This window comes from Streptomyces sp. NPDC050263 (assembly GCF_040655955.1).
In the GTDB taxonomy this organism is placed as follows: Bacteria; Actinomycetota; Actinomycetes; order Streptomycetales; family Streptomycetaceae; genus Streptomyces.
In genome coordinates this window covers 1-22,273 of sequence record NZ_JBFAKW010000114.1, presented here as the reverse complement: position 1 = coordinate 22,273, position 22,273 = coordinate 1, and the positions used below count along the sequence as shown (strand labels likewise).

23 protein-coding genes and 2 pseudogenes are annotated in these 22,273 nt (G+C 71.2%); 13 read left to right on the top strand and 12 right to left on the bottom strand.

Annotation, left to right across the window (positions count from 1 at the left end):
* Nucleotides 1-151: 151 nt before the first annotated feature.
* Entirely contained in the window at nt 152-661 is a 510-nt protein-coding gene (locus AB0J04_RS35505; RefSeq protein WP_363172728.1) for a flavin reductase family protein, read from the bottom strand.
* A gap of 208 nt (nt 662-869) precedes the next feature.
* Nucleotides 870-1,283 carry a thioredoxin family protein gene (locus AB0J04_RS35500; protein WP_363172727.1) on the bottom strand — a complete coding sequence of 138 codons (414 nt, stop codon included), beginning with the start codon at nt 1,281-1,283 and terminating at the stop codon, nt 870-872.
* Between the two features lie 75 nt (nt 1,284-1,358).
* Between AB0J04_RS35500 and AB0J04_RS35495 the strand changes: the two genes are divergently transcribed.
* On the top strand, nt 1,359-1,775 hold the full coding sequence (locus tag AB0J04_RS35495; RefSeq protein ID WP_363172726.1) for a DUF4395 domain-containing protein: 417 nt from the start codon (nt 1,359-1,361) through the stop codon (nt 1,773-1,775).
* Between the two features lie 187 nt (nt 1,776-1,962).
* Entirely contained in the window at nt 1,963-2,691 is a 729-nt protein-coding gene (locus tag AB0J04_RS35490; protein WP_363172725.1) for a lysophospholipid acyltransferase family protein, read from the top strand.
* A 259-nt stretch (nt 2,692-2,950) separates the two neighbouring features.
* Here AB0J04_RS35490 and AB0J04_RS35485 read toward each other — a convergent pair whose 3' ends face one another.
* The 4 genes from AB0J04_RS35485 to AB0J04_RS35470 form a co-directional block, all read right to left on the bottom strand.
* Entirely contained in the window at nt 2,951-3,523 is a 573-nt protein-coding gene (locus AB0J04_RS35485; RefSeq protein ID WP_363172724.1) for a transglutaminase family protein, read from the bottom strand.
* 98 nt (nt 3,524-3,621) lie between these two features.
* Nucleotides 3,622-4,692, bottom strand: a complete 1,071-nt coding sequence (locus tag AB0J04_RS35480; protein ID WP_363172723.1) for a low specificity L-threonine aldolase — start codon at nt 4,690-4,692, stop codon at nt 3,622-3,624.
* Nucleotides 4,689-5,435: an SDR family oxidoreductase gene (locus AB0J04_RS35475; protein ID WP_363172739.1), complete on the bottom strand. Its 747-nt coding sequence runs from the start codon at nt 5,433-5,435 to the stop codon at nt 4,689-4,691. Before AB0J04_RS35475 ends, AB0J04_RS35480 begins: the two co-directional genes overlap by 4 nt.
* A gap of 56 nt (nt 5,436-5,491) precedes the next feature.
* Nucleotides 5,492-6,889 (bottom strand): DUF6421 family protein, encoded by a 1,398-nt coding sequence (locus AB0J04_RS35470; protein WP_363172722.1) that lies wholly within the window; start codon nt 6,887-6,889, stop codon nt 5,492-5,494.
* 262 nt (nt 6,890-7,151) lie between these two features.
* On the opposite strand from AB0J04_RS35470, the gene AB0J04_RS35465 reads away from it, so the two are divergent.
* Nucleotides 7,152-7,835 carry a glycerophosphodiester phosphodiesterase family protein gene (locus tag AB0J04_RS35465; RefSeq protein WP_363172721.1) on the top strand — a complete coding sequence of 228 codons (684 nt, stop codon included), beginning with the start codon at nt 7,152-7,154 and terminating at the stop codon, nt 7,833-7,835.
* A 19-nt stretch (nt 7,836-7,854) separates the two neighbouring features.
* Here AB0J04_RS35465 and AB0J04_RS35460 read toward each other — a convergent pair whose 3' ends face one another.
* A complete protein-coding gene (locus tag AB0J04_RS35460; protein WP_363172720.1) occupies nt 7,855-8,412 on the bottom strand; it encodes a GNAT family N-acetyltransferase in 558 nt (185 codons plus the stop codon).
* 84 nt (nt 8,413-8,496) lie between these two features.
* Here AB0J04_RS35460 and AB0J04_RS35455 point away from each other — a divergent pair, with 84 nt between their 5' ends.
* Nucleotides 8,497-8,889 carry a VOC family protein gene (locus AB0J04_RS35455; protein WP_363172719.1) on the top strand — a complete coding sequence of 131 codons (393 nt, stop codon included), beginning with the start codon at nt 8,497-8,499 and terminating at the stop codon, nt 8,887-8,889.
* Nucleotides 8,890-9,015: 126 nt separating this feature from the next.
* Here the strand turns inward: AB0J04_RS35455 and AB0J04_RS35450 are convergent.
* Nucleotides 9,016-9,541: pseudogene (locus AB0J04_RS35450) on the bottom strand (transposase); the annotation flags it as partial.
* On the opposite strand from AB0J04_RS35450, the pseudogene AB0J04_RS35445 reads away from it, so the two are divergent.
* Nucleotides 9,540-9,698 (top strand): annotated as a pseudogene (locus tag AB0J04_RS35445) (VOC family protein); the annotation flags it as partial. The pseudogenes AB0J04_RS35450 and AB0J04_RS35445 overlap by 2 nt on opposite strands.
* A gap of 12 nt (nt 9,699-9,710) precedes the next feature.
* Here AB0J04_RS35445 and AB0J04_RS35440 read toward each other — a convergent pair.
* Both AB0J04_RS35440 and AB0J04_RS35435 read right to left on the bottom strand, forming a co-directional pair.
* Nucleotides 9,711-10,430, bottom strand: coding sequence for a MarR family transcriptional regulator (locus AB0J04_RS35440; protein WP_363172718.1), 720 nt, complete (start codon nt 10,428-10,430; stop codon nt 9,711-9,713).
* Nucleotides 10,427-12,073, bottom strand: a complete 1,647-nt coding sequence (locus tag AB0J04_RS35435; protein ID WP_363172717.1) for an FUSC family protein — start codon at nt 12,071-12,073, stop codon at nt 10,427-10,429. Before AB0J04_RS35435 ends, AB0J04_RS35440 begins: the two co-directional genes overlap by 4 nt.
* 204 nt (nt 12,074-12,277) lie before the next feature.
* Here AB0J04_RS35435 and AB0J04_RS35430 point away from each other — a divergent pair, with 204 nt between their 5' ends.
* The 5 genes from AB0J04_RS35430 (at nt 12,278) to AB0J04_RS35410 (ending at nt 16,192) form a co-directional block, all read left to right on the top strand.
* Nucleotides 12,278-12,832, top strand: a complete 555-nt coding sequence (locus AB0J04_RS35430; RefSeq protein ID WP_363172716.1) for a DUF5134 domain-containing protein — start codon at nt 12,278-12,280, stop codon at nt 12,830-12,832.
* Between the two features lie 151 nt (nt 12,833-12,983).
* A complete protein-coding gene (locus AB0J04_RS35425; RefSeq protein ID WP_363172715.1) occupies nt 12,984-13,919 on the top strand; it encodes a M56 family metallopeptidase in 936 nt (311 codons plus the stop codon).
* A gap of 113 nt (nt 13,920-14,032) precedes the next feature.
* Entirely contained in the window at nt 14,033-14,704 is a 672-nt protein-coding gene (locus tag AB0J04_RS35420; protein WP_363172714.1) for a phosphatase PAP2 family protein, read from the top strand.
* Nucleotides 14,701-15,225, top strand: coding sequence for a hypothetical protein (locus AB0J04_RS35415; RefSeq protein WP_363172713.1), 525 nt, complete (start codon nt 14,701-14,703; stop codon nt 15,223-15,225). Before AB0J04_RS35420 ends, AB0J04_RS35415 begins: the two co-directional genes overlap by 4 nt.
* Nucleotides 15,226-15,487: 262 nt before the next feature.
* Nucleotides 15,488-16,192 (top strand): helix-turn-helix domain-containing protein, encoded by a 705-nt coding sequence (locus AB0J04_RS35410; protein WP_363172712.1) that lies wholly within the window; start codon nt 15,488-15,490, stop codon nt 16,190-16,192.
* On the opposite strand, the gene AB0J04_RS35405 is transcribed toward AB0J04_RS35410, so the two are convergent.
* Complete coding sequence (locus AB0J04_RS35405; RefSeq protein ID WP_363172711.1) at nt 16,180-17,682, bottom strand: hypothetical protein; 1,503 nt, start codon at nt 17,680-17,682, stop codon at nt 16,180-16,182. The genes AB0J04_RS35410 and AB0J04_RS35405 overlap by 13 nt on opposite strands.
* 208 nt (nt 17,683-17,890) lie before the next feature.
* Here AB0J04_RS35405 and AB0J04_RS35400 point away from each other — a divergent pair, with 208 nt between their 5' ends.
* Nucleotides 17,891-18,544: a DUF305 domain-containing protein gene (locus AB0J04_RS35400; protein WP_363172710.1), complete on the top strand. Its 654-nt coding sequence runs from the start codon at nt 17,891-17,893 to the stop codon at nt 18,542-18,544.
* 50 nt (nt 18,545-18,594) lie between these two features.
* On the opposite strand, the gene AB0J04_RS35395 is transcribed toward AB0J04_RS35400, so the two are convergent.
* Nucleotides 18,595-19,113 carry a DUF6214 family protein gene (locus AB0J04_RS35395; RefSeq protein ID WP_363172709.1) on the bottom strand — a complete coding sequence of 173 codons (519 nt, stop codon included), beginning with the start codon at nt 19,111-19,113 and terminating at the stop codon, nt 18,595-18,597.
* A 201-nt stretch (nt 19,114-19,314) separates the two neighbouring features.
* Here AB0J04_RS35395 and AB0J04_RS35390 point away from each other — a divergent pair, with 201 nt between their 5' ends.
* Both AB0J04_RS35390 and AB0J04_RS35385 read left to right on the top strand, forming a co-directional pair.
* On the top strand, nt 19,315-20,685 hold the full coding sequence (locus tag AB0J04_RS35390) for an FAD-dependent oxidoreductase (protein WP_363172708.1): 1,371 nt from the start codon (nt 19,315-19,317) through the stop codon (nt 20,683-20,685).
* Between the two features lie 100 nt (nt 20,686-20,785).
* Entirely contained in the window at nt 20,786-22,186 is a 1,401-nt protein-coding gene (locus tag AB0J04_RS35385) for a nucleobase:cation symporter-2 family protein (protein WP_363172707.1), read from the top strand.
* Nucleotides 22,187-22,273 lie beyond the last annotated feature (87 nt).

The window sequence follows — 22,273 nt, the reverse complement described above, 5'->3', positions numbered from 1 at the left end:
GCCGATCCCGGTTGGGGCGGCCCGCGCTCCGACCGAAATATTACTCGTCAGTACACCCAGTTCATCCCCGCTGAGCAAGCGCTTTGAACTGTGACCTTTGCAACGCAGCGTAATCGGAACTCGACGGCTTCGCAGGAGGGCGGGTCCGTGATCAATCCCGCAGAGCGGTGAACCGCCCCTGGTGGTACAGCAGCGGACGGCCCGCGCCCGCCGGATCGCCCTGCACCACCTCGGCCAGCACGATGCGATGGTCCCCCGCGGGCACGCGCGCGACAACTCGGCACACCAGCCACGCGAGTACGTCGTCCAGGACGGGAACGCCGGCCGGGCCCTCGCGCCACACGGTCGACGCGCCGAAGCGGTCGGCGCCGCTCCGGGCGAAGGTGGCGGCCAGCGCCTGTTGATGCTCGCCGAGTATGTGCACGCCCACGTGTTCGGCCCGGGACACCGCCGGCCAGCTGGAGGCGCCGGTGCCGATGCCGAAGGAGAGCATCGGAGGTTCGGCGGAGACGGAGCTGAGCGAGGTGGCGGTGAAGCCCACCGGGCCGCTCGCACCGGAGGCGGTGATCACGGCGACACCCGCCGCGTGCCGCCGGAAGACGGAGCGCAGGAGATCGGGCGAGGCGATCTGCGCGGCGCCGAGGTCGGGCGTGGCCGTCATGAGGCTGTCCTTCTGCGGGAGGTGGCGTGCCGGGCCGTGGATGCTCAACGGACCGGACAGCGCGCGCTCGCGGTACGGACCAGGTCGACGTGGACCCGTCCGTGGAGCAGAAGTTCCTCAGGCATACAGTCAGGCTGACGATAGGTGCCGGGCGCAGTCAAGTACGTCCCGACATCTGGGAGATGCCTCACCGTCCCCCACAAAGGCCTCACACCGCCTCCCCCAGGGCCGCGATGACGTCGGCCTTGCGGGGCTGACCGGTGGCGCGCCGCACGACGCGGCCGTCGGCGTCGAGGACCAGGACGGTCGGGGTCTTGAGGATGTCGAGTTCGCGGACGAGGTCCAGGTGCGCCTCGGCGTCGATCTCGATGTGGGTGACGCCGGGCACCAGGCCGGCCACCTCGCCGAGGACCCGGCGGGTCGCCCGGCAGGGCGCGCAGAAGGCGCTGGAGAACTGTACGAGCGTGGCCCGTTCGCCGAGTTCGCCGCCGAGCCGGTCCGCTCCGATCCGTTTGTCCTCGTCGCGCCCGCGCACCCGCACTCTCCCGCTCCGCCGCCGTTGCAGCACTCCGTAGGCGCTCGCCGCCGCGAGCACCGCCACGCACACCGCCAGTCCGGTCATCAGCTCCTCCAGCGTTCACATGACTGCAAAGATTCCCAGGCCCAGAAATCGTTTCCGCTGCGGAATGCTTGATTCATGGACATCGATGTGAGGGGCCCGCGGTTCGGGGCCGCCGTGACGACCGTAGTGCTCGCGGTCGTGCTGATCACGGGCAGCGCCTGGCTGTCGGCCTGGCAGACGCTGGCGTTCGCGCTCGGCGCGGCGGGCGGGGTGGGGCGTTCGCCGTACGGCTGGGTGTTCCGCAGGGTCGTCCGGCCGCGGCTCGGACCGCCGACGGAGTTCGAGTCGCCCCGGCCGCCGCGGTTCGCGCAGTCGGTGGGGCTGCTGTTCGCGGGGGTCGGTCTCGTCGGCCTCACGCTGGGGCCCGAGTGGCTGGGTCTCGCGGCGACCGGGGCGGCGCTCGCGGCCGCGTTCCTCAATGCCGCTTTCGGGTACTGCCTGGGGTGCGAGATGTACCTGCTCGCACGCCGGGTTTCGGTACGCGCGGAGTAAAGGCGGCTAAAAAGCCTGAGGTGGATCAAGGGGGTTGAAGTGACGAGAATCTCGCGGTTCCCGGGCACCAGGACTGGCTCCCCGGCCGTTCTTGGGGCACGATCTGCGAGATGCCGTAAACCTACGGCTGCGTAACTTTGCCGGCGGAGGCTTCCCCGGCAAAGAGAAGGAAGGGTCCGCCCCGCCCATGGCAGAGATTGTCTACCGCCCCGCCGTCGGCCTCGCCCAGCTGCTGTTCAAGGCCTGGGACCTCAAGATCGACTGCAAGGGGTCGGAGAACATCCCGCGCTCTGGCGGAGCCGTGCTGGTGAGCAATCACATCAGCTACCTCGACTTCATCTTCGACGGTCTGGCCGCCCTCCCGCAGAAACGTCTCGTTCGCTTCATGGCGAAGGACGCGGTCTTCCGCCACAAGATCTCCGGCCCGCTGATGCGCGGCATGAAGCACATCCCGGTGGACCGCAAGCAGGGCGACGCCGCCTACGCGCACGCGCTGGAGTCGCTGCGCTCCGGGGAGATCGTCGGGGTCTTCCCCGAGGCCACGATCTCGCAGTCGTTCTGCCTCAAGACATTCAAGTCGGGCGCCGCCCGGATGGCGCAGGAGGCCGGCGTCCCGCTGATCCCGATGGCCGTGTGGGGTACCCAGCGGCTGTGGACCAAGGGACACCCGCGCAACTTCAAGCGCAGCCACACCCCGATCACCATCCGCGTCGGCGAGGCCATCGAGGCCTCGCGCGACAAGTACGCGGGCGCGATCACCCGGCAGTTGCGCGAGCGCGTCCAGGAGCTTCTCGAGGCCGCTCAGCGCGCCTACCCCGTCCGCCCCAAGGACGCGAGCGACACCTGGTGGATGCCGGCCCACCTGGGCGGCACCGCGCCCACTCCGGAGCAGGTGCGCGAGGCCGAGGCACGCTGACGCCCGCTTCCGCCGCCCCCGCGCCCCTGACGCGTCACGGCAGTCGGCAGGGTCCCTGCCCGTTGTCCGTCGAACGCGCCACGGGGGCGAGGCCGTCGCCCGGGTCGAGGGCACGGATCGCGGCGGCCGGGTCCTCGGCCACGGCGCGTGCGGCAGCCGGGAACCGCCGGCAGGGCGTGTCGTCGGACGCGGCGAGGACGACCGGGACGGCGGTCGCGGTGTCAGCGAGTGCAACAGAGCGCGGCCGCGGCGGGGGTGCTCACAGCGCGGTGGGGAGCGTCCGCCAGAGACGGGGCCGGTCCGTCGCGGCTTTCAGCGTGCCGAGGACGGTCGGGTGCGGGGTGGCGTACAGGCCGGAGTAGTCCAGCTCGCCGGCCGCGGGGTCGGGCAGGAAGGCGAGTCGTTCGCCGTCCAGGGAGAACCGCGCGTCCACGCCCGGCTTGTTGCCGCGGGGGTCCTGGCGGTGCCAGGCGCCGTGGAAGCGGACGGCGACGAGTCCGTGCACCACGTCGAGCTTCTGGTAGCACAGCGCCGTAGGGATGTCCTCGGCCCGCAGCAGCGCGGTCAGCGCGTGGGCCTTGGCGAAGCAGATTCCCGTGCCCTGTTCCAGCACGTCGGAGGCGCGCCAGGTGACGCGCAGGTCGCCGGAGTCCTGCGAGTGGGGAATGACATCGCGGACGAACTCGAACGCCAGGCGTGCATAGACATACGAGTCCGTGGCCTCCTTGGCGAGACGCGCGGCCGTCTGCCGCACGAGCGGGTGGTGGTGGTCGATGACCTCGTCAGCGGCCAAGTACGCGGACAGGTCGGGGGTCTCCTGGATCAGCTCCATGGACGCAGAGCATAGAAAGCGATCACCCGGGAGTCAATTAATTTCCAGTTGACCGCATATCTATGCACTCATCCACGCGTGCCCTCGCGCACACCCGCTCAGCGCGCCATCTCCTCCTTGACCGCCGCCACGAACGCGTCCACGTCCTCCTCGGTCGTGTCGAACGCGCACATCCAGCGCACGACGCCCGCCGCCTCGTCCCAGAAGTAGAACCGGAACCGCTTCTGCAGCCGCTCGCTCACGTCGTGCGGGAGCTTCGCGAAGACGCCGTTGGCCTGCACGGGGTACAGGATCTCCACGCCGTGCACGGCCCGCACGCCCTCGGCCAGCCGCTGGGCCATCTCGTTGGCGTGGCGGGCGTTGCGCAGCCACAGGTCCTTGGCGAGCAGGGCCTCCAACTGCACCGACACGAAGCGCATCTTGGAGGCGAGCTGCATGGACAGCTTGCGCAGGTGCTTCATGTGGCGGACGGCGTCCTGGTCGATCACGACGACCGCCTCGCCGAACAGCGCGCCGTTCTTCGTGCCGCCCAGGGAGAGGATGTCGACGCCGACCGCGTTGGTGAACGTCCGCATCGGGACGTCCAGCGAGGCAGCCGCGTTGGCTATCCGGGAGCCGTCCAGGTGGACCTTCATACCGTGCGCGTGGGCGTGGTCGCAGATCGCGCGGATCTCGTCGGGCGTGTAGAGGGTGCCGAGCTCCGTGCTCTGGGTGAGGGACACGACCTGCGGCATCGCGCGGTGCTCGTCCTCCCAGCCCCAGGCCTGCCGGTCGATCAGCTCGGGGGTGAGCTTGCCGTCGGGCGTCGCGACGGTGAGCAGCTTCAGGCCGCCCATGCGCTCGGGCGCGCCGCCCTCGTCCACGTTGATGTGGGCGCTCTCGGCGCAGATCACCGCTCCCCAGCGGTCGGTGACCGCCTGGAGGGCGACGACGTTGGCGCCGGTGCCGTTGAAGACCGGGAAGGCCTCCGCCGTGGACCCGAAGTGGCTGCGGACGATCCGCTGGAGGTTCTCGGTGTAGTCGTCCTCCCCGTACGCGACCTGGTGACCGCCGTTGGCCAGGGCCAGGGCGGCGAGCACCTCCGGGTGGGCGCCGGCGTAGTTGTCGCTGGCGAAACCGCGGACCTCCGGGTCGTGATGACGACGCGCGTCGGTCTTCGGTGGGTTCACGGCTTCTCGGTGAGCCACAGACGCTGTCCGTTCACTTCGGCGGCGGACTTCTCCCAGACTCCGGCGATGGCCTCGGCCAGGTCCTGGACGTCGGTGAAGCCCGCGAACTTCGCGTTGGGGCGGTCGGCGCGCATCGCGTCGTGCACCAGCGCCTTGACGACCAGGATCGCAGCGGCGGAGGTGGGGCCCTCGGCGCCCCCGGCCTTGCGGAAGTAGTCGCCCAGGGCGAGCGTCCATGCCTCGGCCGCGGCCTTGGCGGCGGCGTAGGCGGCGTTGCCCGCGGTGGGGTTGCCGGCGGCCGCGGCGCTGATCAGCACGTACCGGCCGCGATCACTGGCCTGAAGGGCCTCGCCGAAGGCGAGGGAGGTGTGCTGCACGGTCTTGACGAGCAGCATCTCCAGGAAGTCCCAGTCGTCGAGGCTGGTCTTGATGAAGGTCTCGCTGCCGCGCCAGCCCCCGACGAGATGGACCAGGCCGTCGACCCGGCCGAAGTCCTTCTCGATGCGGGTGGCCCACTCGCGGGTGGAGTTCAGGTCGAGCAGATCGACGGTGTCGCCGGTGACGGTGGCGCCGCCGGCCTCGTAACGCGCGTGGTCGACGGCCTCGGCCAGCCGCTCCGGGTCGTTGTCCGAGCCGACGACGGTCGCGCCCGCCTGGGCGAGCCTGAGCAGTGCCGCCCGGCCGGCGGGTCCGCCCGCGCCGGCCACCGCGATCACCGCACCGCTGAGAGCCCCGTTCCCCATGGTCTTCGCCTCCTGAACAGTGTTCTGCAGAGCAGTGTCCTCGATGCGCAGGTCGCTCACGCGGCGATCCGCTCGGCACTGTCCGCCGTGATGCCCTTGGTGGAGGCGATCACGTTCTTCAGCTTCTTGGACAGTGCCTCATAGAACATGCTCAGCGGAAACTCGTCGGGAAGCACGTCATCCACGAGCCTGCGGGGCGGCTGGGTCAGGTCCAGGGCGTCGGGACCCTTGGCCCACCTGGAGCCGGGGTGCGGGGCGAGGTAGGCGGCGACCAGCTCGTAGCCCGCGAACCAGTGCACGAGCTTCGGCCGGTCGATGCCGTCGCGGTACAGCTGCTCGATGTCGGCGCAGAGCTGGTTGGTGACCTGCGGGGCGCGCTGCCAGTCGATGTGCAGCTTGTTGTCGGTCCAGCGGACGACGTCGTGCTTGTGCAGGTAGGCGAAGAGCAGCTGGCCGCCGAGGCCGTCGTAGTTGCGCACGCGGTCGCCGGTGACCGGGAAGCGGAACATCCGGTCGAAGAGGACCGCGTACTGCACGTCACGGGCCTGCGGGACGCCGTCGGACTCCAGTTTCACGGCCTCCTTGAAGGCGGTGAGGTCGCAGCGCAGCTCCTCCAGGCCGTACATCCAGAACGGCTGCCGCTGCTTGATCATGAAGGGATCGAAGGGCAGGTCGCCGTGGCTGTGGGTGCGGTCGTGGACCATGTCCCACAGGACGAAGGCCTCCTCACAGCGCTTCTGGTCGTGGACCATGGCGGCGATGTCCGCGGGCAGCTCGAGGCCCAGGACGTCGACGGCGGCGTCGGTGACGCGGCGGAACCGGGCGGCCTCGCGGTCGCAGAAGATACCGCCCCAGGAGAAACGTTCCGGCGCTTGGCGGACCGCGATGGTCTCCGGGAACAGCACGGCCGAGTTGGTGTCGTAGCCGGCCGTGAAGTCCTCGAAGGTGATGCCGCAGAACAGCGGGTTGTCGTAGCGCGTGCGCTCCAGCTCGGCCAGCCAGTTGGGCCAGACCATGCGCAGCACGACCGCCTCGAGGTTGCGGTCCGGGTTGCCGTTCTGCGTGTACATCGGGAAGACGACCAGGTGCTGAAGGCCGTCGCGGCGGTTCGCGGCCGGCTGGAAGGCCAGCAGGGAGTCGAGGAAGTCGGGCACGGCGAAACCGCCGTCGGCCCAGACCCGCAGGTCCCTCACCAGGGCCCGGTGGTAGTCGGCGTCGTGCGGGAGCAGCGGCGACAGCTCCTCGACGGCCTCGATCACCTGCCGGACGGCCTGCTCGGCGTCCGTGCCCTGCGGTGCGTGCTCGGCCGTGAAGTCGATCGATCCGTCCTTCGCCTGCCAGGGCCGGATCCGCTCCACGGCATCCTTGAGCACGCGCCACGCCGGGTGCTCCACCACCCTGGTCGCCGGAGGCACTCGCTCCCCCGTAGCCGCCTGCACAAGAATTTCCGTCATGTCCCATCCTCCACTGGAGAACCTCGCGTCAGGACACCGTATGCATATGAGGTTTCCTCCAGCAAGTGGACCTTCGGGAGATTATCCTGCGCCTCAGCATTTTCACCGCACTTTTTCCTGTCGCACAGCGGGGGTGCGGTTGCTTTCGCCGGGGCATGGTGGGTAGGGAGAGCCTGCTGCACACACGCAGGCTCTGGCCGACCCGGCGGCCACTAGGCTGCGTGGTCCTCCAGCCCAGCCGTCGACGGAAGCGGGTCGCGTCTTGAACTTCCTCACCATCGGTCACCGCGGAATCATGGGCGTCGAGCCCGAGAACACCCTGCGCTCCTTCGTCGCCGCCGAGCAGGCCGGCCTCGACGTCATCGAGCTCGATCTGCATCTGAGCAGGGACGGCGCGCTGGTGGTCATGCACGACCCCGACGTGGACCGCACGACCGACGGGACCGGACCGATCGCCGACCAGACGCTCGCGGAGCTGCGGACCCTCGACGCGGGCCGCGGGGAGCGTGTCCCGTTCTTCGAGGAGGTGCTGGACGCCGTGCGGGCGCCGCTCCAGGCCGAGATCAAGGACGTCCAGGCGGCCCGGGCGCTCGCCGAGGTGATGCAGGCGCGGGACCTGGTGGAGCGGGTGGAGGTGTCCTCGTTCCACGACGAGGCCGTCGCGGAGATCGCGCGACTCGTCCCCGGGGTGCGCACCGCGCTCATCGGCAGCCGGTACGACCTCGGCATCGTAGACCGGGCCGTGGCCGCCGGAGCCGCGACGGTCTGCCTCAACCTGCGGCGGCTGAACCTGGAGATCGTCGAGGAGGCGCGGAAACGGGACCTGCGGATCATCGGCTGGGTGGTCAACACCCAGGACCAGCTGCGGCTCGTCCGCGCCCTGGAGCTGGACGGCGCGACCACCGACTACCCGGAGATCAGGCGCACGGGCCGCTTCACCGCCTAGGCCGGACCCGGCCCGGTGGTCAGGCGAGTTCCTTGACCAGCAGCTCGAACTGCAGGTCGTCGCGCTGCGGGATGCCGAAGCGCTCGTCGCCGTACGGGAAGGGGGTCATGCGTCCCGTACGGCGGTAGCCGCGCCGCTCGTACCAGGCGATGAGGTCCTCGCGTACGGAGATCACGCTCATGTGCATCTCGGCGGCGTCCCAGTTCTCGCGGGCCTGCCGCTCGGCCTGCGCCATGACCGTCTTGCCGAGGCCGCCGCCCTGAATCGTGGGGCTGACCGCGAACATGCCGAAGTAGGCGTGGTCGCCGCGGTGTTCGAGCTGGCAGCAGGCGACGATCCGGCCGCCCCGCTCGACGGTGAGCAGCCGGCTGTCGGGGTTCTTGATGACGGCGAGCACGCCGTCGGGGTCGGTTCGCCGGCCCTCGAGGATGTCGGCCTCCGTGGTCCACCCGGCCCGGCTGGAGTCTCCGCGGTAGGCGGACTCGACGAGTGCGACGAGCGCGTCCACGTCGGCGTCGGTGGCGTCGCGGAAGGTGAACTCGGTGAATTCTGTCGATTCGGTGGCGGCGGTGTCCATGCGGGCGGTCTCCGGTCTCTGAACGGTCTCTGACGCGGCGGGAACTCCGGCGAGCCTAATCCTGCCCCAGTAGGCTTCCGCTGCATGGTGCACGTACTCAGCAGCAGAACCCTGCTCAGCCCCACCGACCCCGAACGCTCCCGCGCCTTCTACGGAGAGCAGCTGGGTCTGGCCGTCTACCGGGAGTTCGGTACGGGGCCGCAGCGCGGGGTCGTCTACTTCCTCGGCGGCGGCTACCTGGAGCTCTCGGGACGCGCGCAGACGCCGCGGGACCCCGCCGTACGGCTGTGGCTCCAGGTGGCGGACGCGACCGCGGCACACGACGAGCTGCTGGCGAAGGGCGTCGAGATCGTCCGCCCGCCGCTGAAGGAGCCCTGGGGCCTGGTCGAGATGTGGATCGCAGATCCGGACGGAACACCGATCGTGCTGGTGGAGGTACCGGCGGACCACCCGATCCGATACCGACCGGGCATCTGAACCTCCGGGCGGGCCTGCCGGCCTCGACCGAGGCCGGCCCCCGGCCGAGGGTCTGAGCAACCCGGCCGGGGGCGGGACGTTCGGTCGGGGTGCTTCTATCTGTTCGGTCCAGGTCTGTGGGCTTGGTCAGGCTGTTTGTTCGTGGCCGGGCTGGTAGAGGGTGCGGTGCTTGAGCATGGCGTGCAGGACGGCGGCGGGTGAGGCAGATGAGGGCTGCGTTGTGGCGCTTCTTCTCCGCCCGCTTCCTGTCGTAGCAGGCCCGCGATTCGGGGCTGCTCAGCGAGGCGAACGAGGCGAGGAACAGGGACCGTTTGAGCATCTTGTTGCCGCCGTGGGGCGGTCCTTCGCCCCGGATGGAGGTTCCCGAACGACGGGTGGTGGGGGTCAGTCCCGCGTAGGAGGCCAGGTGGGCGGCAGTGGGGAACGCGCCGGCGTCGCCGACTTCGGCCAGGATGCGGGCTCCGGTCCTGACCGCGACCCCGGGCATGGAGGTCAGGACCTTCGCGAGAGGGTGGGCCTCCAGCAGTGCGGCGACCCGGGTCTCCAGGATGTCCCGGCACTCGAGGAGGACGCCGAGGGCCTCGGCCAGGCCAGAGATGATCTCGCCTGCCGAGGCCGTGCCGGGGACCTTCACTGTCTGCTCGGCCAGGGCGGTGGCCGACGTGGACGCCGCCACGCAGTCGGCGGTCGGGGCGGGCGGCACCGCCCTGATGGAACCGACGTCGGTGCCGGACGGGCCCCGGATCGCCGTGCTGCGGGACCCGCAGAGCGCGGTGTTCGGCGTGTGTCGGGCGGGCGACGAGCACTGATCGACCGGGCGCTCAGGCCCGCAGTCCCCGCATGTGTCCCTCCAGTCGGCTGAGCAACTCGCCCAGCAGTTCGGCCAGTTCGTCCTGACGGCCGTCGTCCAGGGCGGACAGGACGGCGCTCTCGTAGGTGAGTTGCTCGGGCATGATGCCGTCGACGAGCTCACGCCCGGCGTCCGTGAGGCGAAGGTGCGCGACCCGGCGGTCGCGGGTGTCGCCGCGTCGCTCCACCAGACCGCGCTCGCTGAGCTGCTTGAGACGCTTGGTGACGGCGGCCCCGGAGGAGAAGGTCTCGCGCGCCAGGTCGCCGGGGGTCAGCTCATGGCCGGTGCGGCGCAACGCGCCCAGCAGGTCGAACTCGGGACGGCTCAGGCCGGCTCGCCGCAGGGGCGCGTCCTCGGCCTGCTGGAGCAGCGCGGCGCAGCGGTTGACCCGGCCGATGATCTCCATGGGGCCGGTGTCGAGGTCGGGCCGGACGGCCTGCCACTGCCGTACGACGGCGGCGACCGTGTCACTCCTGGTCGAGCCGTCGCCCGTCGCCGAGCCATCGCCGGTCGCCGAGCCCTCGCTCGTGGTCGTGTTCGGGTCGTCGCTCGTGGTCGGGTCGGCGTCGCCGGACTCGTCGCCCCTCGCTTTCAGGTCCTCGGCTGCGGGGCGTTCCCGCGACGCGTCCCCGGTCTCCGGTCCCTCCCCCGCCCCGTTCCCGGCCGCCGCCCGTCCCTGCGTCGCCGTCATCGCCGTACGTCCTCCGCTCTCACGTTCACGTCCCGGTCCAGGAGCAGCCCCTGGCGCCGTACCGTCGCCGCGAGCGTACGGTGTCCGGACTGTTCGGCCGTCACGACCCGCTCCTCGGGCAGCGCCCGCTGCCACCACTCGCCGGATGCCGCGTCGGCGGTGGCGCGCAGGTCGACCAGCGCGGCGGCGAGGCCGCGGCGCGCCGAGTCCAGCGCGCCGGGGGCGGGATGCGGCGCGGCCAGGAGGCGGGCGGTGTGCTCGCGGGATCGTTCGGCGGCCGTCAGGGCGGCTCCGAGACGATCGCCGGCCCGGCGGTTGGTGACGGCGACCGCGGCGCCGAAGCCGACCACCGCGCCGACGAGGGTGTCCACGAGCCGCTCGGTGATCAGCCGGCCCGGATCCTGGACCTGCGCGAACTCGGTGACCAGCAGGGCCATCGGGGTCACGCACACGCTGCCGAGCCAGTAGTTGCGGCTGATCAGCGCCTCGGCGCCGAAGTTGAGGGCGAGGCAGACCAGGACGAGGGCCGCCTGCGTGAGATGGGCGAGCGGGACGAGCGCGGCGAAGGCGAGCACGCCGACGAGGTTGCCGACGACCCGCTGGACTCCGCGGCTCCAGGTGAGGGTGACGTTCGCCTGGTAGAGGGACGCGGCGGTGACCAGGGCCCAGTAGGGGCGGCCGACGCCGAGGGCGAGGGAGACGTATCCGGCGAGGGCGCAGCCGACGGCGGTGCGTACGGCGATCGGCGCGAGCGGGCCGAGGCTGCGCCACAACGGCGGCCGAGCGGTGGCGAGTTCGACGTCGAGGCCGAGGAGTTCGTCGTCGTCGACGAGGTCGTCGGGGTGCGGGACCGGGCCGGTGCCGCGCAGCTCGCGGGCCCAGTCGCGCCATCGCGTCGGGTCGGTGTCGGCGGGGGCGGCGAGGGCGATCTCGGCCCGGACGACCAGACGCTCCAGGGCGCGGCGCGTTTCCCCGGCGCGGGCCGACAGGAGGGTCTGCCAGGCGGCGTGCACGACGGCGGCCGCGGCGGCGCGGGTCCGGGCGTGGCCGTCAGCGTCGCCGGTGCCGTTCGCGGCGACGTGGGCGGCGGCCGCGTTCAGGGCGTGGGCGGTGGCCCGGCGCTCGGGACCGTGCGGGCGGGCGAGCCCGGGTGCCATGCCGATCAGCCAGGCCCAGGCGCCCGTGGCGAGGGCCAGCCCCAGATGCCCCGGTACCTGTCCGAGGGTCTGCGGCGCGAACAGCGAGGCGGAGCTGATGAAGGTGAGGACGACATGGGCGGGCGGGCCGAGGCGGGTCGCGTCGCAGAGGGCCTTCTGCGCGGCCGCGAGCAGGGCGCCGACGGCGACCAGCACCACGGCGCTGGTGGTGAGCGAGGCCGCGAGCAGGGCGACGGCCAGTCCGCCGGTCATGCCCAGCACCACCCAGGCCAGGACGCGGGCCCTGGCGGCGTAGGGGCGGTGGTGGGCGTAGAGCGCGCAGAGGGAGCCCGCCATCGTGTACATGGCCAGGTCCAGCCGCCCGAGGGCCAGCAGGATCAGGTTGGGCGGGGCGACCGCCGCGACCACGCTCAGGGCGGGCTTGAACCAGATGTCGGAGGGCCGGCCGAGGCGCAGCGCGGCGGCGAGCGGGAGAGGACTGCTCATACCAATCAATTTAGCATGTGTTTTACTCGTAAAATTACTCACGAGGCACGGCACGTGCTCCGTCGAATGCCCCCCATGTACACCCTTGCGCCCGCGTGCGCGCGGCAAGCAGTGGGCATCGCATCCCTCGATCGGCGCGATCGGCGCGATCGGCACGATCGGCACCCATCGGTACGATTGATGACATCGAGCGGGGAGGTGCGCATGCACGGACCGGCTTCCCCCGGCTGGCTGCTCGTCGCGCTGTGTGCGGCGACCGGGGCCTACTGCCTGCTGCGGATGCGCAGCACAGTGGAGGAACAGCGCAGGGCCGCGGGCGGCGAGGCGCTGATGGGCTTCGGAATGGCCGCGATGGCCGTGCCCCAGGCCGCGTTCACCCCTCCGGCCTGGGCCTGGCCGGCCTTCGCGGCGGTCTTCGGGGCAGCCGGGCTGCGGGCCCTGTGGGCGGCCCGCACCAGCGCCCACCACCTGCACCATCTGGTGGGCACCGGGGCCATGGTCTACATGGCCGCCGTGATGGCCGCCACGCCCGCGCACGCGCACGACCACGGGCCGGGCGGCTCCGGAGTCCCGCTGCTGACGGGCGCGCTGCTGCTGTACTTCACCGGGTACGTGCTGCTCGCCGGGGTCCGGTTGCTGCCGGTGGCCGGGGCGGGCGGACCCGCCGTCGCCGCGGCTTGGGGCGACCGGCCCGAAGTGGCGCGGGCATGCCGGCTGTCGATGGGCATCGGGATGCTCGCCATGCTGCTGACGATGTAGATCCCCCGCTCGCTCCGCGATCGCCGACTGCCGTGCGGGCGGCCTCGGTCCACGCGTCTCGGCGGTGATCCGTACCGCCGGGCGTGGTCTGCGTCACTTCGCTGTAACAAGCCGTACCCCTGAGCGCCGCGCCGCTCATAGGGTGCTGACCATGATGGTCCCCGCGGTCCTGCTGATGCTCGGCGCCCTGACCGCCGTGATCGCCCCCCGGCTGATCGCCCGGGCCGACTGGCCGGACCGTGAACCGGTGGTGGCGCTGTGGGCGTGGCAGTGCGTGGTGGCCGCGGTCCTGCTGTGCTGCGCGCTGTCGATGACGCTCAGCGCGGCGGCGGCCTGGCAGGCGGTGCGCGGGCATGTCTTCGCTCCGGCCCCGCAGGCGGTGGTGGACGCGTACGCGCTGGGGGCGACCGGCCCCTGGGCGGCGGCGACGGCGGTGCTGCTCGCCTGCGCCGGGCTGTGGAGCGGGGCGATGCTCGTCCGGGAGGTCCTGCGCAGCCGGGCCGGACACCGCTCCCGGCGGGCCGAACTCCGGTTGCGCGTCCCGTTGTTGCCGGGCGAGGAGTCGACGTCCGGCCGGCTGTTCGTGCTGGAGGGCGAGCGGGCCGACGCCTGGTGGCTGGCGGGCGCGGAACCCCGACTGGTGGTCACCACGGCCGCGTTGCGGCGCCTGAAGGGACGTCAGCTCGATGCCGTCCTCGCGCACGAGCAGGGGCACGCGCAGGCGCGCCACGACTGGCTGCTGCACTGCTCGACCGCGCTGGCCACCGGATTCCCGCAGGTGCCGGTGTTCGCCGCGTTCCGAGACGAGATGCACCGGCTGGTCGAACTCTCCGCCGACGACATGGCCTCCCGTCGCTTCGGCCGGCTGACGACCGCGCTGGCGCTGGTCGAACTCAACGAGGACCGGGGCGTGTTCGGCCCCTCCCCCGCCCCGCGGGCCCATGTCCCGCAGCGCGTGGACCGGTTGCTGACCCCGCCCGACCGCCTCACCGCAGCCCGCAGACTCCGCCTCACGGCCGCGGCCTCGCTGGTACCGGTGATCCCGGTGCTGGTGACACTGGTGCCCGCGCTACGGGCACTGGGCTGAGCATTCCCCGGCCAAGGGAACAGACCACAGTCCGGCAGGAAGAGGCCGTCCCGGGGCCGCCCCCGGAAGACCCGGGTTCGCTTCTCGCCCCATCGGTCGGCGAGGATCACTACATGCGCACCCTGCACGTCGACACCCCGCCCCGCCCGACAGCCCTGCGCATGGCCGTGCGTACCGCCCTGGTCCTGGCACTGTGCTCCGTCGTGCTGCTCGTCCTGGTCGCGGCCACGTGGCAGCCCCTGATCTCCGTCGACGACGACATCGCCCGCACCACCCATGGATGGGCCGTCGCCGACCCCGACGTCACACAGGTCTGCCGCATCCTCACGGACTGGGTCTGGGACCCCGTGACCATGCGACTGCTGGTCGGGGTGGTGGCCGTGTGGCTGGTGTGGCGACACGCGGCGTGGTGGACGGCCGGCTGGCTGGTCGCCACCTCGGCGGTCGGCACGCTGATCCAGCAGGGCCTCAAGGCCTGGGTGGGCCGCGCCCGTCCGGACTGGCCCGACCCCGTCGACTCCGCGCACTACGCGGCGTATCCCTCCGGGCACGCCCTGACCGCCACCGTGGTGTTCGGCCTCCTGTTGTGGCTGCTGCACCGGCACGGCGTCGACCGCGTCGTGTGGCGTACGGCGCTGGCGGTGGCGGTGGTCTCCGTGGCGGGCGTGGGGCTGACCCGGATCTGGCTGGGCGTGCACTGGCCCTCGGACGTCCTGGGCGGCTGGCTGCTGGGCGCGCTGCTGGTGGCACTGGCGATCGCGGCACGGCTGCGGTGGCGGCCGTGACCGTGCCGGGGCGCAGGTACGGCTATGTGGGACCGGAGGACGTGCGCCGGGCGGTAGTCGTCGGCGACGGGGGCCGGGCGATCCGCTGCGCCGCCGACCTGGACGCCTGCGCGACGGCGCAGGACGCGGAGCCGTTCACCTACGTCGTCGGCCTCGACGGCCTGCTGCGGCTCGCGCCCCGGCGCAGCGAGCACGTCGCGTGTGCGGGCGGTGGTGACGTGCTCGGCGCGGGTGAGATCTCGTTCCGCCGTGGCCCGCACGGACCGGTGCGCGTGCACGAGGTCAGCAACCAGTCCACCGGCTACTGCCCCGACCCCGACTCCTGGCCGGCCGTCGCCGCCGCCCTGGACCGGGCCGACATCGGCCGGCCCGACGGTTTCACGCACACGTTGGTGTTCCGGCGCTGCGAGCGGTGCGGGGAGAACAACGTGGTCCGCGAGGGAGCCTTCGTCTGCGTGTTCTGCGACGCCGATCTTCCGCTCGCCTGGAACGTGACTCCACAAGATCCGCACCGTTCCTAGGATCGCCCCATGACGCCCGCCGCCTGGTCCGCGTACGCCGACGTCCTGGACGTGCTGAGCGAGCTCGGCGTCCGGGCAGGCGTGGTCAGCAACGTCGACGATCGACAGTAGCCTCAGGCCACCATTACGGAAGAACGCGCCTGCTCTGGACGATCCCCCGCGTCGCCCAGAGCAGGCCGCAGCCCGGTCATGCTCCGTCCGGAACCGACCGGGATGCCCTGAGTATAGTTGGCTGATAGCCAGTCAACGCAGGAGTTACAGGATGTCCCCGCGCAGCGCCTCGGTCAATGAAGAATTGCGTCGACGTTCCCGGGAGCGGCTCCTCCAGGCGGCGGTGGAGGTCGTGAGCGAGCGCGGATACGAGGCGACGACGCTCGGCGACATCGCGGACCGGGCCGGCTCGGCACGCGGTCTGGTCTCGTACTACTTCCCCGGCAAGCGCCAGCTGGTGCAGTCGGCCGTGCACCGGCTGATGCACCGCACGCTGGAGGAGGCGCTGGAGCGGGAGCCGCACACCGAGGACGGCCGGGAGCGGATGGCGCGGGCCATCGACGCGATCATGGGGCTGGCCCGGGACCGCACGGTGCTGATGCGCCAGCACATGGCGGGGCTGTTGCAGGCCGAGGGCTTCGTGCAGTGCCCGGAGCAGCAGCGACTGGCCGAGCTGCTGCGGGACACCGCGGTCCGGCACGGATCGCAGGACGTCGACCACGACTACCCGATGCTGCGCAGCCAGCTGATGGGAGCCGTCTACGCGATGGTGCTGCCGAACGTGCCGCTGCCGCTCACGACGCTGCGCGCCGAGCTGTTCGCCCGCTATCGGCTCGACTGGGAACAGGGGGTCCCGCCGGACGCCGAGGCGCCCGGCGGGAGAGGTGACACCGATCTGTCGCGCTTCTTCGCGACGGACCCGCCGCCCAGGAGTCGGCCGACCCGGGGTCGGTCGACCGGGAATCAGTCGAAGTAGTCCGGCTGGGTCTGGACGTTGAGCTCGCGCAGCTGGACCCGCTTCGCCGGATCCGTGCGCCGGTCGCTGAGCTTCAGCACGTCGAAGCCCTTGGCGATGTCGTTCGAGTAGATGTATCCGTTGTAGTAGTACGCCGACCACGAGCCGCCGGTCTGTATCGTCGTGGTGCTCAGCGGGCCGCGCTCGAAGTAGGCGATCTCCTTGGGCTTCGAGGAGTCGGTGAAGTCCCAGACGGAGACGCCGCCCTGATACCAGGCCTGGACCATGAGGTCCTTGCCCTTGACCGGGATCAGCGAGCCGTTGTGGGCGACGCAGTTCTCGGTGTCCGCCTGGTAGCGGGGGATCTTGTAGTAGCTGCGGAAGACGAGCTTGCGCTTGTCGCCCTTGCCGACGATGTCGTAGATGCCGTCCGCGCCGCGGTTCGGGCCGATCGCCGCGTTGCAGGTGGCCGCGCCACCGCCGCCCAGCTCGTCGGTGAAGACGACCTTGTTCGCCTTCAGGTTGAAGGTCGCCGAGTGCCAGAACGCGAAGTTGACGTTGTCCTGCACCTGGTCGATGACCTTCGGGTGCTCCGGGTCCTTGATGGAGAACAGGATGCCGTCGCCCATGCAGGCGCCGGCCGCCAGGTCCTTCTCCGGCAGCACGGTGATGTCGTGGCAGCCGGTGGTCTTGGACACGCCGGGGTTCGTCGGACCGCCCGGGTTGCCGCCGCCGTCCGCGCCCTCACCGGGGAACAGGACGGGGAAGCCCACGACCGCCGCCTTCTCGGGGGCGTTGCGCGGCACCTTGATGACCGAGATGCCGTCGTGCGGGGGCTGGCAGTCCGGGTAGGCGGCGTTGGGCGAGTACGAGGAGACGTAGACATAGACGTTCTTGCGCTCGGGCACCAGGGTGTGGGTGTGCGAGCCGCAGGCGGTCTCGACGGCGGCGACGTACTTCGGGTTCTTCTTGTCGCTGATGTCGAAGACCTTCATGCCCTCCCAGGAGGACTTCTCGGTCACCGGCTGCGTGGTGCTGTTGCAACTGCTGTCGCTGCGCGAGGAGTCGGTCGACAGGAAGAGCAGGTTGCCCGAGACGGAGATGTCGTTCTGCGAGCCGGGACAGAGCACCTGGGACACGGTCTTCGGCGACTTCGGGTTGCTGATGTCGAAGATGCGGAAGCCGTCGTAGTTGCCCGCGAAGGCGTACTTGCCCTGGAAGGCCAGGTCCGAGTTGGTGCCGGGCAGCACGTCCTTGGGGATGTTCGTCAGGTGCTGGATGTTGGCGGAGTGGACGATCTCGTCCTGCCCGGGTATCTCACCCGCGGCGATCGCCGCCGACGCCTCGGCCCGGGCGCCTCGGGAGACCTCCTGCTCCACGGCTGGACCGTCCCCCGGGTCGGGGGTCGCGGCCGCCGGGACCGCCGTCAGAAGCGCGGCCAGGAGACCGGCGCACGCGGCCGCGACTCCCAGCCGTCTGCGGCGCGTTCGGGGATCGTTCAACAGGGTCACTGCATCCTCCCTCGTTGCCGTTCCCACGGGAACGGTTCACGGTGCTCCGAAGTATCGTCTTCATCATGCACAGATCAAAGGTCGGCAACGCACTCGTAATGAATCTTTCCGTTCAGTAGTGCGATCGGTGGTGCAAGATCCAGACAGTGCACGGATCCAGCCGAGGACGACCCCCTCGTCCTCAACTCGCCCGTCCCAGGAGGTTGTTGTGCTCTTCCGCCGCGCGCCCCTCGTCTCGGCCTCGCTGCTGCTCGCTCTCGCGCTCGCGGGCTGCGACTCCGGGCCGGACACCAAGTCGGGTGCGGCGAAGGGCCCTTCGGCGAGCGGCCCTTCGGTGATCGCGCCGGGCAAGCCGGGCGAGGCGAACCGGACCCTGTCCGCACAGGACGCGGCCGAGCAGCGCGTCGACGACGACACTCCCAACGCGGCGGACGTGTCGTACGCGCAGATGATGATCGAGCACCACACCCAGGCCCTCGAGATGACCGAACTCGTCCCGGACCGCGCCGAGTCGGGGGACGTCGAGCGGCTCGCCCTGCGCATCTCCGCGGCGCAGGGACCGGAGATCGAGGCCATGAAGGGCTGGCTCACGACACACGGCAAGAAGACGACGAGCGACGAGCACCAGCACACGGCGATGCCGGGGATGGCCACCGCCGCGCAGCTGACCACGTTGCGCGCGGCGAGCGGCAAGGCGTTCGACGCGCTCTTCCTCACCCTGATGATCACCCATCACGAGGGCGCCGTCACCATGGCCACGGACGTCAAGGCACAGGGCAACAACGTGCAGGTCGAGGAGATGGCGGACGATGTGATCGCGCAGCAGACGAGTGAGATCACCCGGATGCGCGGGATGCTGTAGCGGCCGGGTCTGCTGTCGGCACCGGCCCGACCCGGCCCGGTCCGATCCGGTCAGCGCCGTGCGTTTCGTGGTGTCAGATAGCCGGCGTCCCGCGCCTGCGCGATCAGGCGCAGCGATCTGCGTCGGCTGCGCCCTGTCGCGCACATGACGGCGAAAACGGGGTCCACGCCCTCTTCCTGGGCCGCGCGGTACTCCTGCGCGACCAGCCATCGCCCCTCGATGCCGCGCGGCCAGGCCCGGCGGGCCCGCCGGGAGCCGAGCGGCTCGCCGGCCTGCCCCGTGACCTCCGTGTCCGCTGCGTCCGCCGTGTCCGTCACGCCCTCCGGCTCCGTCTTTGGGCCGGTCCTGTCGCACCTCTCGAACAGCGGGCCCTCGATCCAGTCGGCGAGGACCGTGAGGTCGACGAGGGACAGGGCCGGCTGGGCCCGGACGTCCTCGATGGAGACACGGCCCTCGGAGACGACGGCCAGCAGGTCGACGCACGCCCCGTCGGCGAAGGCCAGCCGCACATGGAACCAGGAAGTGACGCCTCCACCCTCCTGGATCTCCCACGCCGGCCACACGGACACCGTGCCGTCCTCGGCGCAACGATCAGAAAGATTAAGAAACGATGCTTCTAGCACACACGCAACGTAACCGCATGATCACTTTCCATACGAACGGACACGCACGCGTCGCGATCGCACAGCACCCTGTCAGCGGAGCGGCAGCAGTGCGATGCTGGAGACACCAGCGATCTCCTCCGTCCCGCCGGGGTAAGGAGTTCCGCCGTGCTGCGTGTCGCCGTCGTCGGCTCGGGGCCGAGTGGGGTCTACACCGCCCAGAGCCTGGTCCAGCAGGACCCCGAGGTGCTCGTCGACGTCCTGGACCGGCTGCCGTGCCCGTACGGGCTCGTGCGGTACGGGGTCGCCCCGGACCACGAGAAGATCAAGTCGCTCCAGCAGAACCTGCGCGCGGTGCTGGAGCACGAGCGGGTCCGCTTCCTCGGCGGGATCCGGGTCGGCGCGGACGGAGTGCCCGTGGCGCGGCTGCGCGAGCTGTACCACGCGGTCGTGTACTGCGTGGGCGCCGCGACGGACCGGCACCTCGGCATCCCCGGCGAGGAGCTGCCCGGCAGCTGGTCGGCGACCGAGTTCGTGTCCTGGTACAGCGCGCACCCCGACGCCGCTGCCGACGACTTCCGGCCCGGCCCCCGTTCGGCCGTGGTGGTGGGCGTGGGGAACGTCGCGGTGGACGTCACCCGGATGCTGGCCCGGGGCGCGGCGGAGCTGAGTCCCACCGACATGCCTCAGGGGGCGCTGACCGCGCTCGCGGCGAGTTCGGTGACCGAGATCCACATGGTCGGGCGGCGCGGCCCGTCCCAGGCCCGGTTCACCACCAAGGAGCTGCGCGAGCTGGGCGGCCTGCCGGACACCGAAGTGGTCGTGGACGAGGCGGAGTTGGCGCTCGATCCGGCGTACGGCGACCCGGCCGGGCTGCCGGCGGCGCAGCGCCGCAACGTGGAGGTGCTGCGCGGCTGGGCGGCGACGCCGTCCCGCGGCGCACGGCGGCGGATCCGGCTCCGGTTCTTTCTGCGCCCGGTCGAACTGCTCGCCGACGGAGCCGGAGCCGGGAACGGAGACCGGGTGGGCGCGGTGCGCTTCGAGCGGACGGCCCCGGACGGGCACGGCGGCGTGACGGGCACCGGACGGTACGAGGACATCGAGGCCCAGTTGGTGCTGCGCTCGGTGGGCTATCGCGGACTGCCGCTGGAGGGGCTGCCGTTCGACCCGGAGCGGGGCACGGTGCCGCATCTCGCCGGGCGGGTGCTGCGCGAGGGCGCGTCCGCGCCGGGCGAGTACGTGGCGGGCTGGATCAAACGGGGCCCGACCGGCGTCATCGGCACCAACCGGCCGTGCGCGAAGGAGACGGCGACGTCCCTGCTGGAGGACGCGCCCGTCCTGCTGCGGCGGGAGCTGCCAGGTGATCCGCTGGAGCCGCTGCGGGCCGCCGGCGCCGAACCCGTCGTCGGATGGGCGGGGTGGCTGGCGATCGAGCGGGCGGAGGCGGAGCTGGGGGCCTCGCTGGGGCGGGGCGTGGTGAAGCTGCCGGACTGGGCTTCGCTGCTGGCCGCGGCAGCGCGGACGACCAGGTGGGCCTGACACACCTCGGCAACAGCGCTGAAATCAACAAACTGTTCAAACGCCTTACGGTCTCGTGCTGTCTGCATGTTTCCCGTCACCCCGCCGCTCTGGAGTGCCCATGGCCACGACCGCGCCCGTTCATCCCGTCGACGAGGTGCCGCCCGTACGGCAGTTGGCCGCCTTCGGTCTGCAACACGTGCTCGCGATGTACGCGGGCGCGGTGGCGGTGCCCCTGATCGTGGGCGGTGCGATGAAGCTGTCGCCCGCCGATCTGGCGTATCTGATCACCGCCGACCTGCTGGTGTGCGGCATCGCCACGCTCATCCAGTGCGTGGGCTTCTGGCGCTTCGGCGTGCGGCTGCCGATCATGCAGGGCTGTACGTTCGCGGCGGTGTCGCCGATGGTGCTCATCGGGACGACCGGCGGCGGACTGCCCGCGATCTACGGGTCGGTGATCGTGGCGGGGCTCGCGATCGCCCTGCTGGCACCCGTGTTCGGCAGGCTGCTGCGCTTCTTCCCACCGCTGGTCACGGGCACGGTGATCCTGATCATCGGCGTCTCGCTGCTGCCGGTCGCGGGCAACTGGGCTGCGGGCGGGGCCGGTTCGGCGGACTTCGGGGCGCCGAGGAACATCGGGCTGGCCGCGTTCGTCCTCGCGGCGGTGCTGGGCGTGCAGCGCTTCGCGCCGGCCTTCCTCAGCCGGATCGCCGTGCTGATCGGCATCGCGGTGGGGCTCGCGGTCGCGGTGCCGTTCGGGTTCACGGACTTCGACGGGGTCGGGGACGCCGACTGGGTCGGGATCAGCACGCCGTTCCACTTCGGGGCGCCCACGTTCGAGGCCTCGGCGATCATCTCGATGCTGGTCGTGGCCCTGGTGACGATGACCGAGACGACCGGTGACCTCATCGCGGTCGGCGAGATGACGGACCGCAAGGTCGACTCGCGCAGCCTCTCCGACGGCCTGCGCGCCGACGGCCTGTCGACCGTCCTCGGCGGTGTCTTCAACACCTTCCCGTACACGGCGTACGCGCAGAACGTGGGCCTGGTGGGGATGACCCGGGTGCGCAGCCGCTGGGTCGTCGCCACCGCGGGCGCCATTCTCGTCCTGCTGGGTCTGCTGCCCAAGCTCGGCGCGGTGGTGGCGGCGATTCCGGCGCCGGTGCTGGGCGGCGCCGGTCTGGTGATGTTCGGCACGGTGGCCGCGAGCGGGCTGCGCACGCTGGCCGAGGTCGACTTCAAGGGCAACCACAACCTGACCGTGGTGGCCGTGTCGGTGGCGATGGGCGTGCTGCCGGTCGGCGTCCCGACGCTCTACGCGAAGTTCCCGGACTGGTTCCAGACCGTGATGACCAGCGGCATCAGCGCGGGCTGCGTGACGGCGATCGCACTCAACCTCCTCTTCAACCACCTGCCGGGCAAGGGCAGTTCGCCCGCGTCAGCCGGTTCGGACAGTCCTGCCGGTTCGGACAGTCCTGCCGGTTCGGACGCGTCCCGGGCGACCGGTCTGCCGACCGCCTAGGGGGCTTCTGATGGATCTCCGTGGGAGAAGGAGCGGCGTTCGGTGCGTGCTCTCGGTGTGCCGGGCGAGAGTCCTCGTAGCGGAGCT

What these genes read in the sequence shown, in the direction of transcription:
- AB0J04_RS35505 (WP_363172728.1), bottom strand. Translation starts at nt 661, where the DNA reads ATGACGGCCACGCCCGACCTCGGCGCCGCGCAGATCGCCTCGCCCGAT.
- AB0J04_RS35500 (WP_363172727.1), bottom strand. Translation starts at nt 1,283, where the DNA reads ATGACCGGACTGGCGGTGTGCGTGGCGGTGCTCGCGGCGGCGAGCGCC.
- AB0J04_RS35495 (WP_363172726.1), top strand. Translation starts at nt 1,359, where the DNA reads ATGGACATCGATGTGAGGGGCCCGCGGTTCGGGGCCGCCGTGACGACC.
- AB0J04_RS35490 (WP_363172725.1), top strand. Translation starts at nt 1,963, where the DNA reads ATGGCAGAGATTGTCTACCGCCCCGCCGTCGGCCTCGCCCAGCTGCTG.
- AB0J04_RS35485 (WP_363172724.1), bottom strand. Translation starts at nt 3,523, where the DNA reads ATGGAGCTGATCCAGGAGACCCCCGACCTGTCCGCGTACTTGGCCGCT.
- AB0J04_RS35475 (WP_363172739.1), bottom strand. Translation starts at nt 5,435, where the DNA reads ATGGGGAACGGGGCTCTCAGCGGTGCGGTGATCGCGGTGGCCGGCGCG.
- AB0J04_RS35470 (WP_363172722.1), bottom strand. Translation starts at nt 6,889, where the DNA reads ATGACGGAAATTCTTGTGCAGGCGGCTACGGGGGAGCGAGTGCCTCCG.
- AB0J04_RS35460 (WP_363172720.1), bottom strand. Translation starts at nt 8,412, where the DNA reads ATGGACACCGCCGCCACCGAATCGACAGAATTCACCGAGTTCACCTTC.
- AB0J04_RS35455 (WP_363172719.1), top strand. Translation starts at nt 8,497, where the DNA reads ATGGTGCACGTACTCAGCAGCAGAACCCTGCTCAGCCCCACCGACCCC.
- AB0J04_RS35440 (WP_363172718.1), bottom strand. Translation starts at nt 10,430, where the DNA reads ATGACGGCGACGCAGGGACGGGCGGCGGCCGGGAACGGGGCGGGGGAG.
- AB0J04_RS35435 (WP_363172717.1), bottom strand. Translation starts at nt 12,073, where the DNA reads ATGAGCAGTCCTCTCCCGCTCGCCGCCGCGCTGCGCCTCGGCCGGCCC.
- AB0J04_RS35430 (WP_363172716.1), top strand. Translation starts at nt 12,278, where the DNA reads ATGCACGGACCGGCTTCCCCCGGCTGGCTGCTCGTCGCGCTGTGTGCG.
- AB0J04_RS35425 (WP_363172715.1), top strand. Translation starts at nt 12,984, where the DNA reads ATGATGGTCCCCGCGGTCCTGCTGATGCTCGGCGCCCTGACCGCCGTG.
- AB0J04_RS35420 (WP_363172714.1), top strand. Translation starts at nt 14,033, where the DNA reads ATGCGCACCCTGCACGTCGACACCCCGCCCCGCCCGACAGCCCTGCGC.
- AB0J04_RS35410 (WP_363172712.1), top strand. Translation starts at nt 15,488, where the DNA reads ATGTCCCCGCGCAGCGCCTCGGTCAATGAAGAATTGCGTCGACGTTCC.
- AB0J04_RS35385 (WP_363172707.1), top strand. Translation starts at nt 20,786, where the DNA reads ATGGCCACGACCGCGCCCGTTCATCCCGTCGACGAGGTGCCGCCCGTA.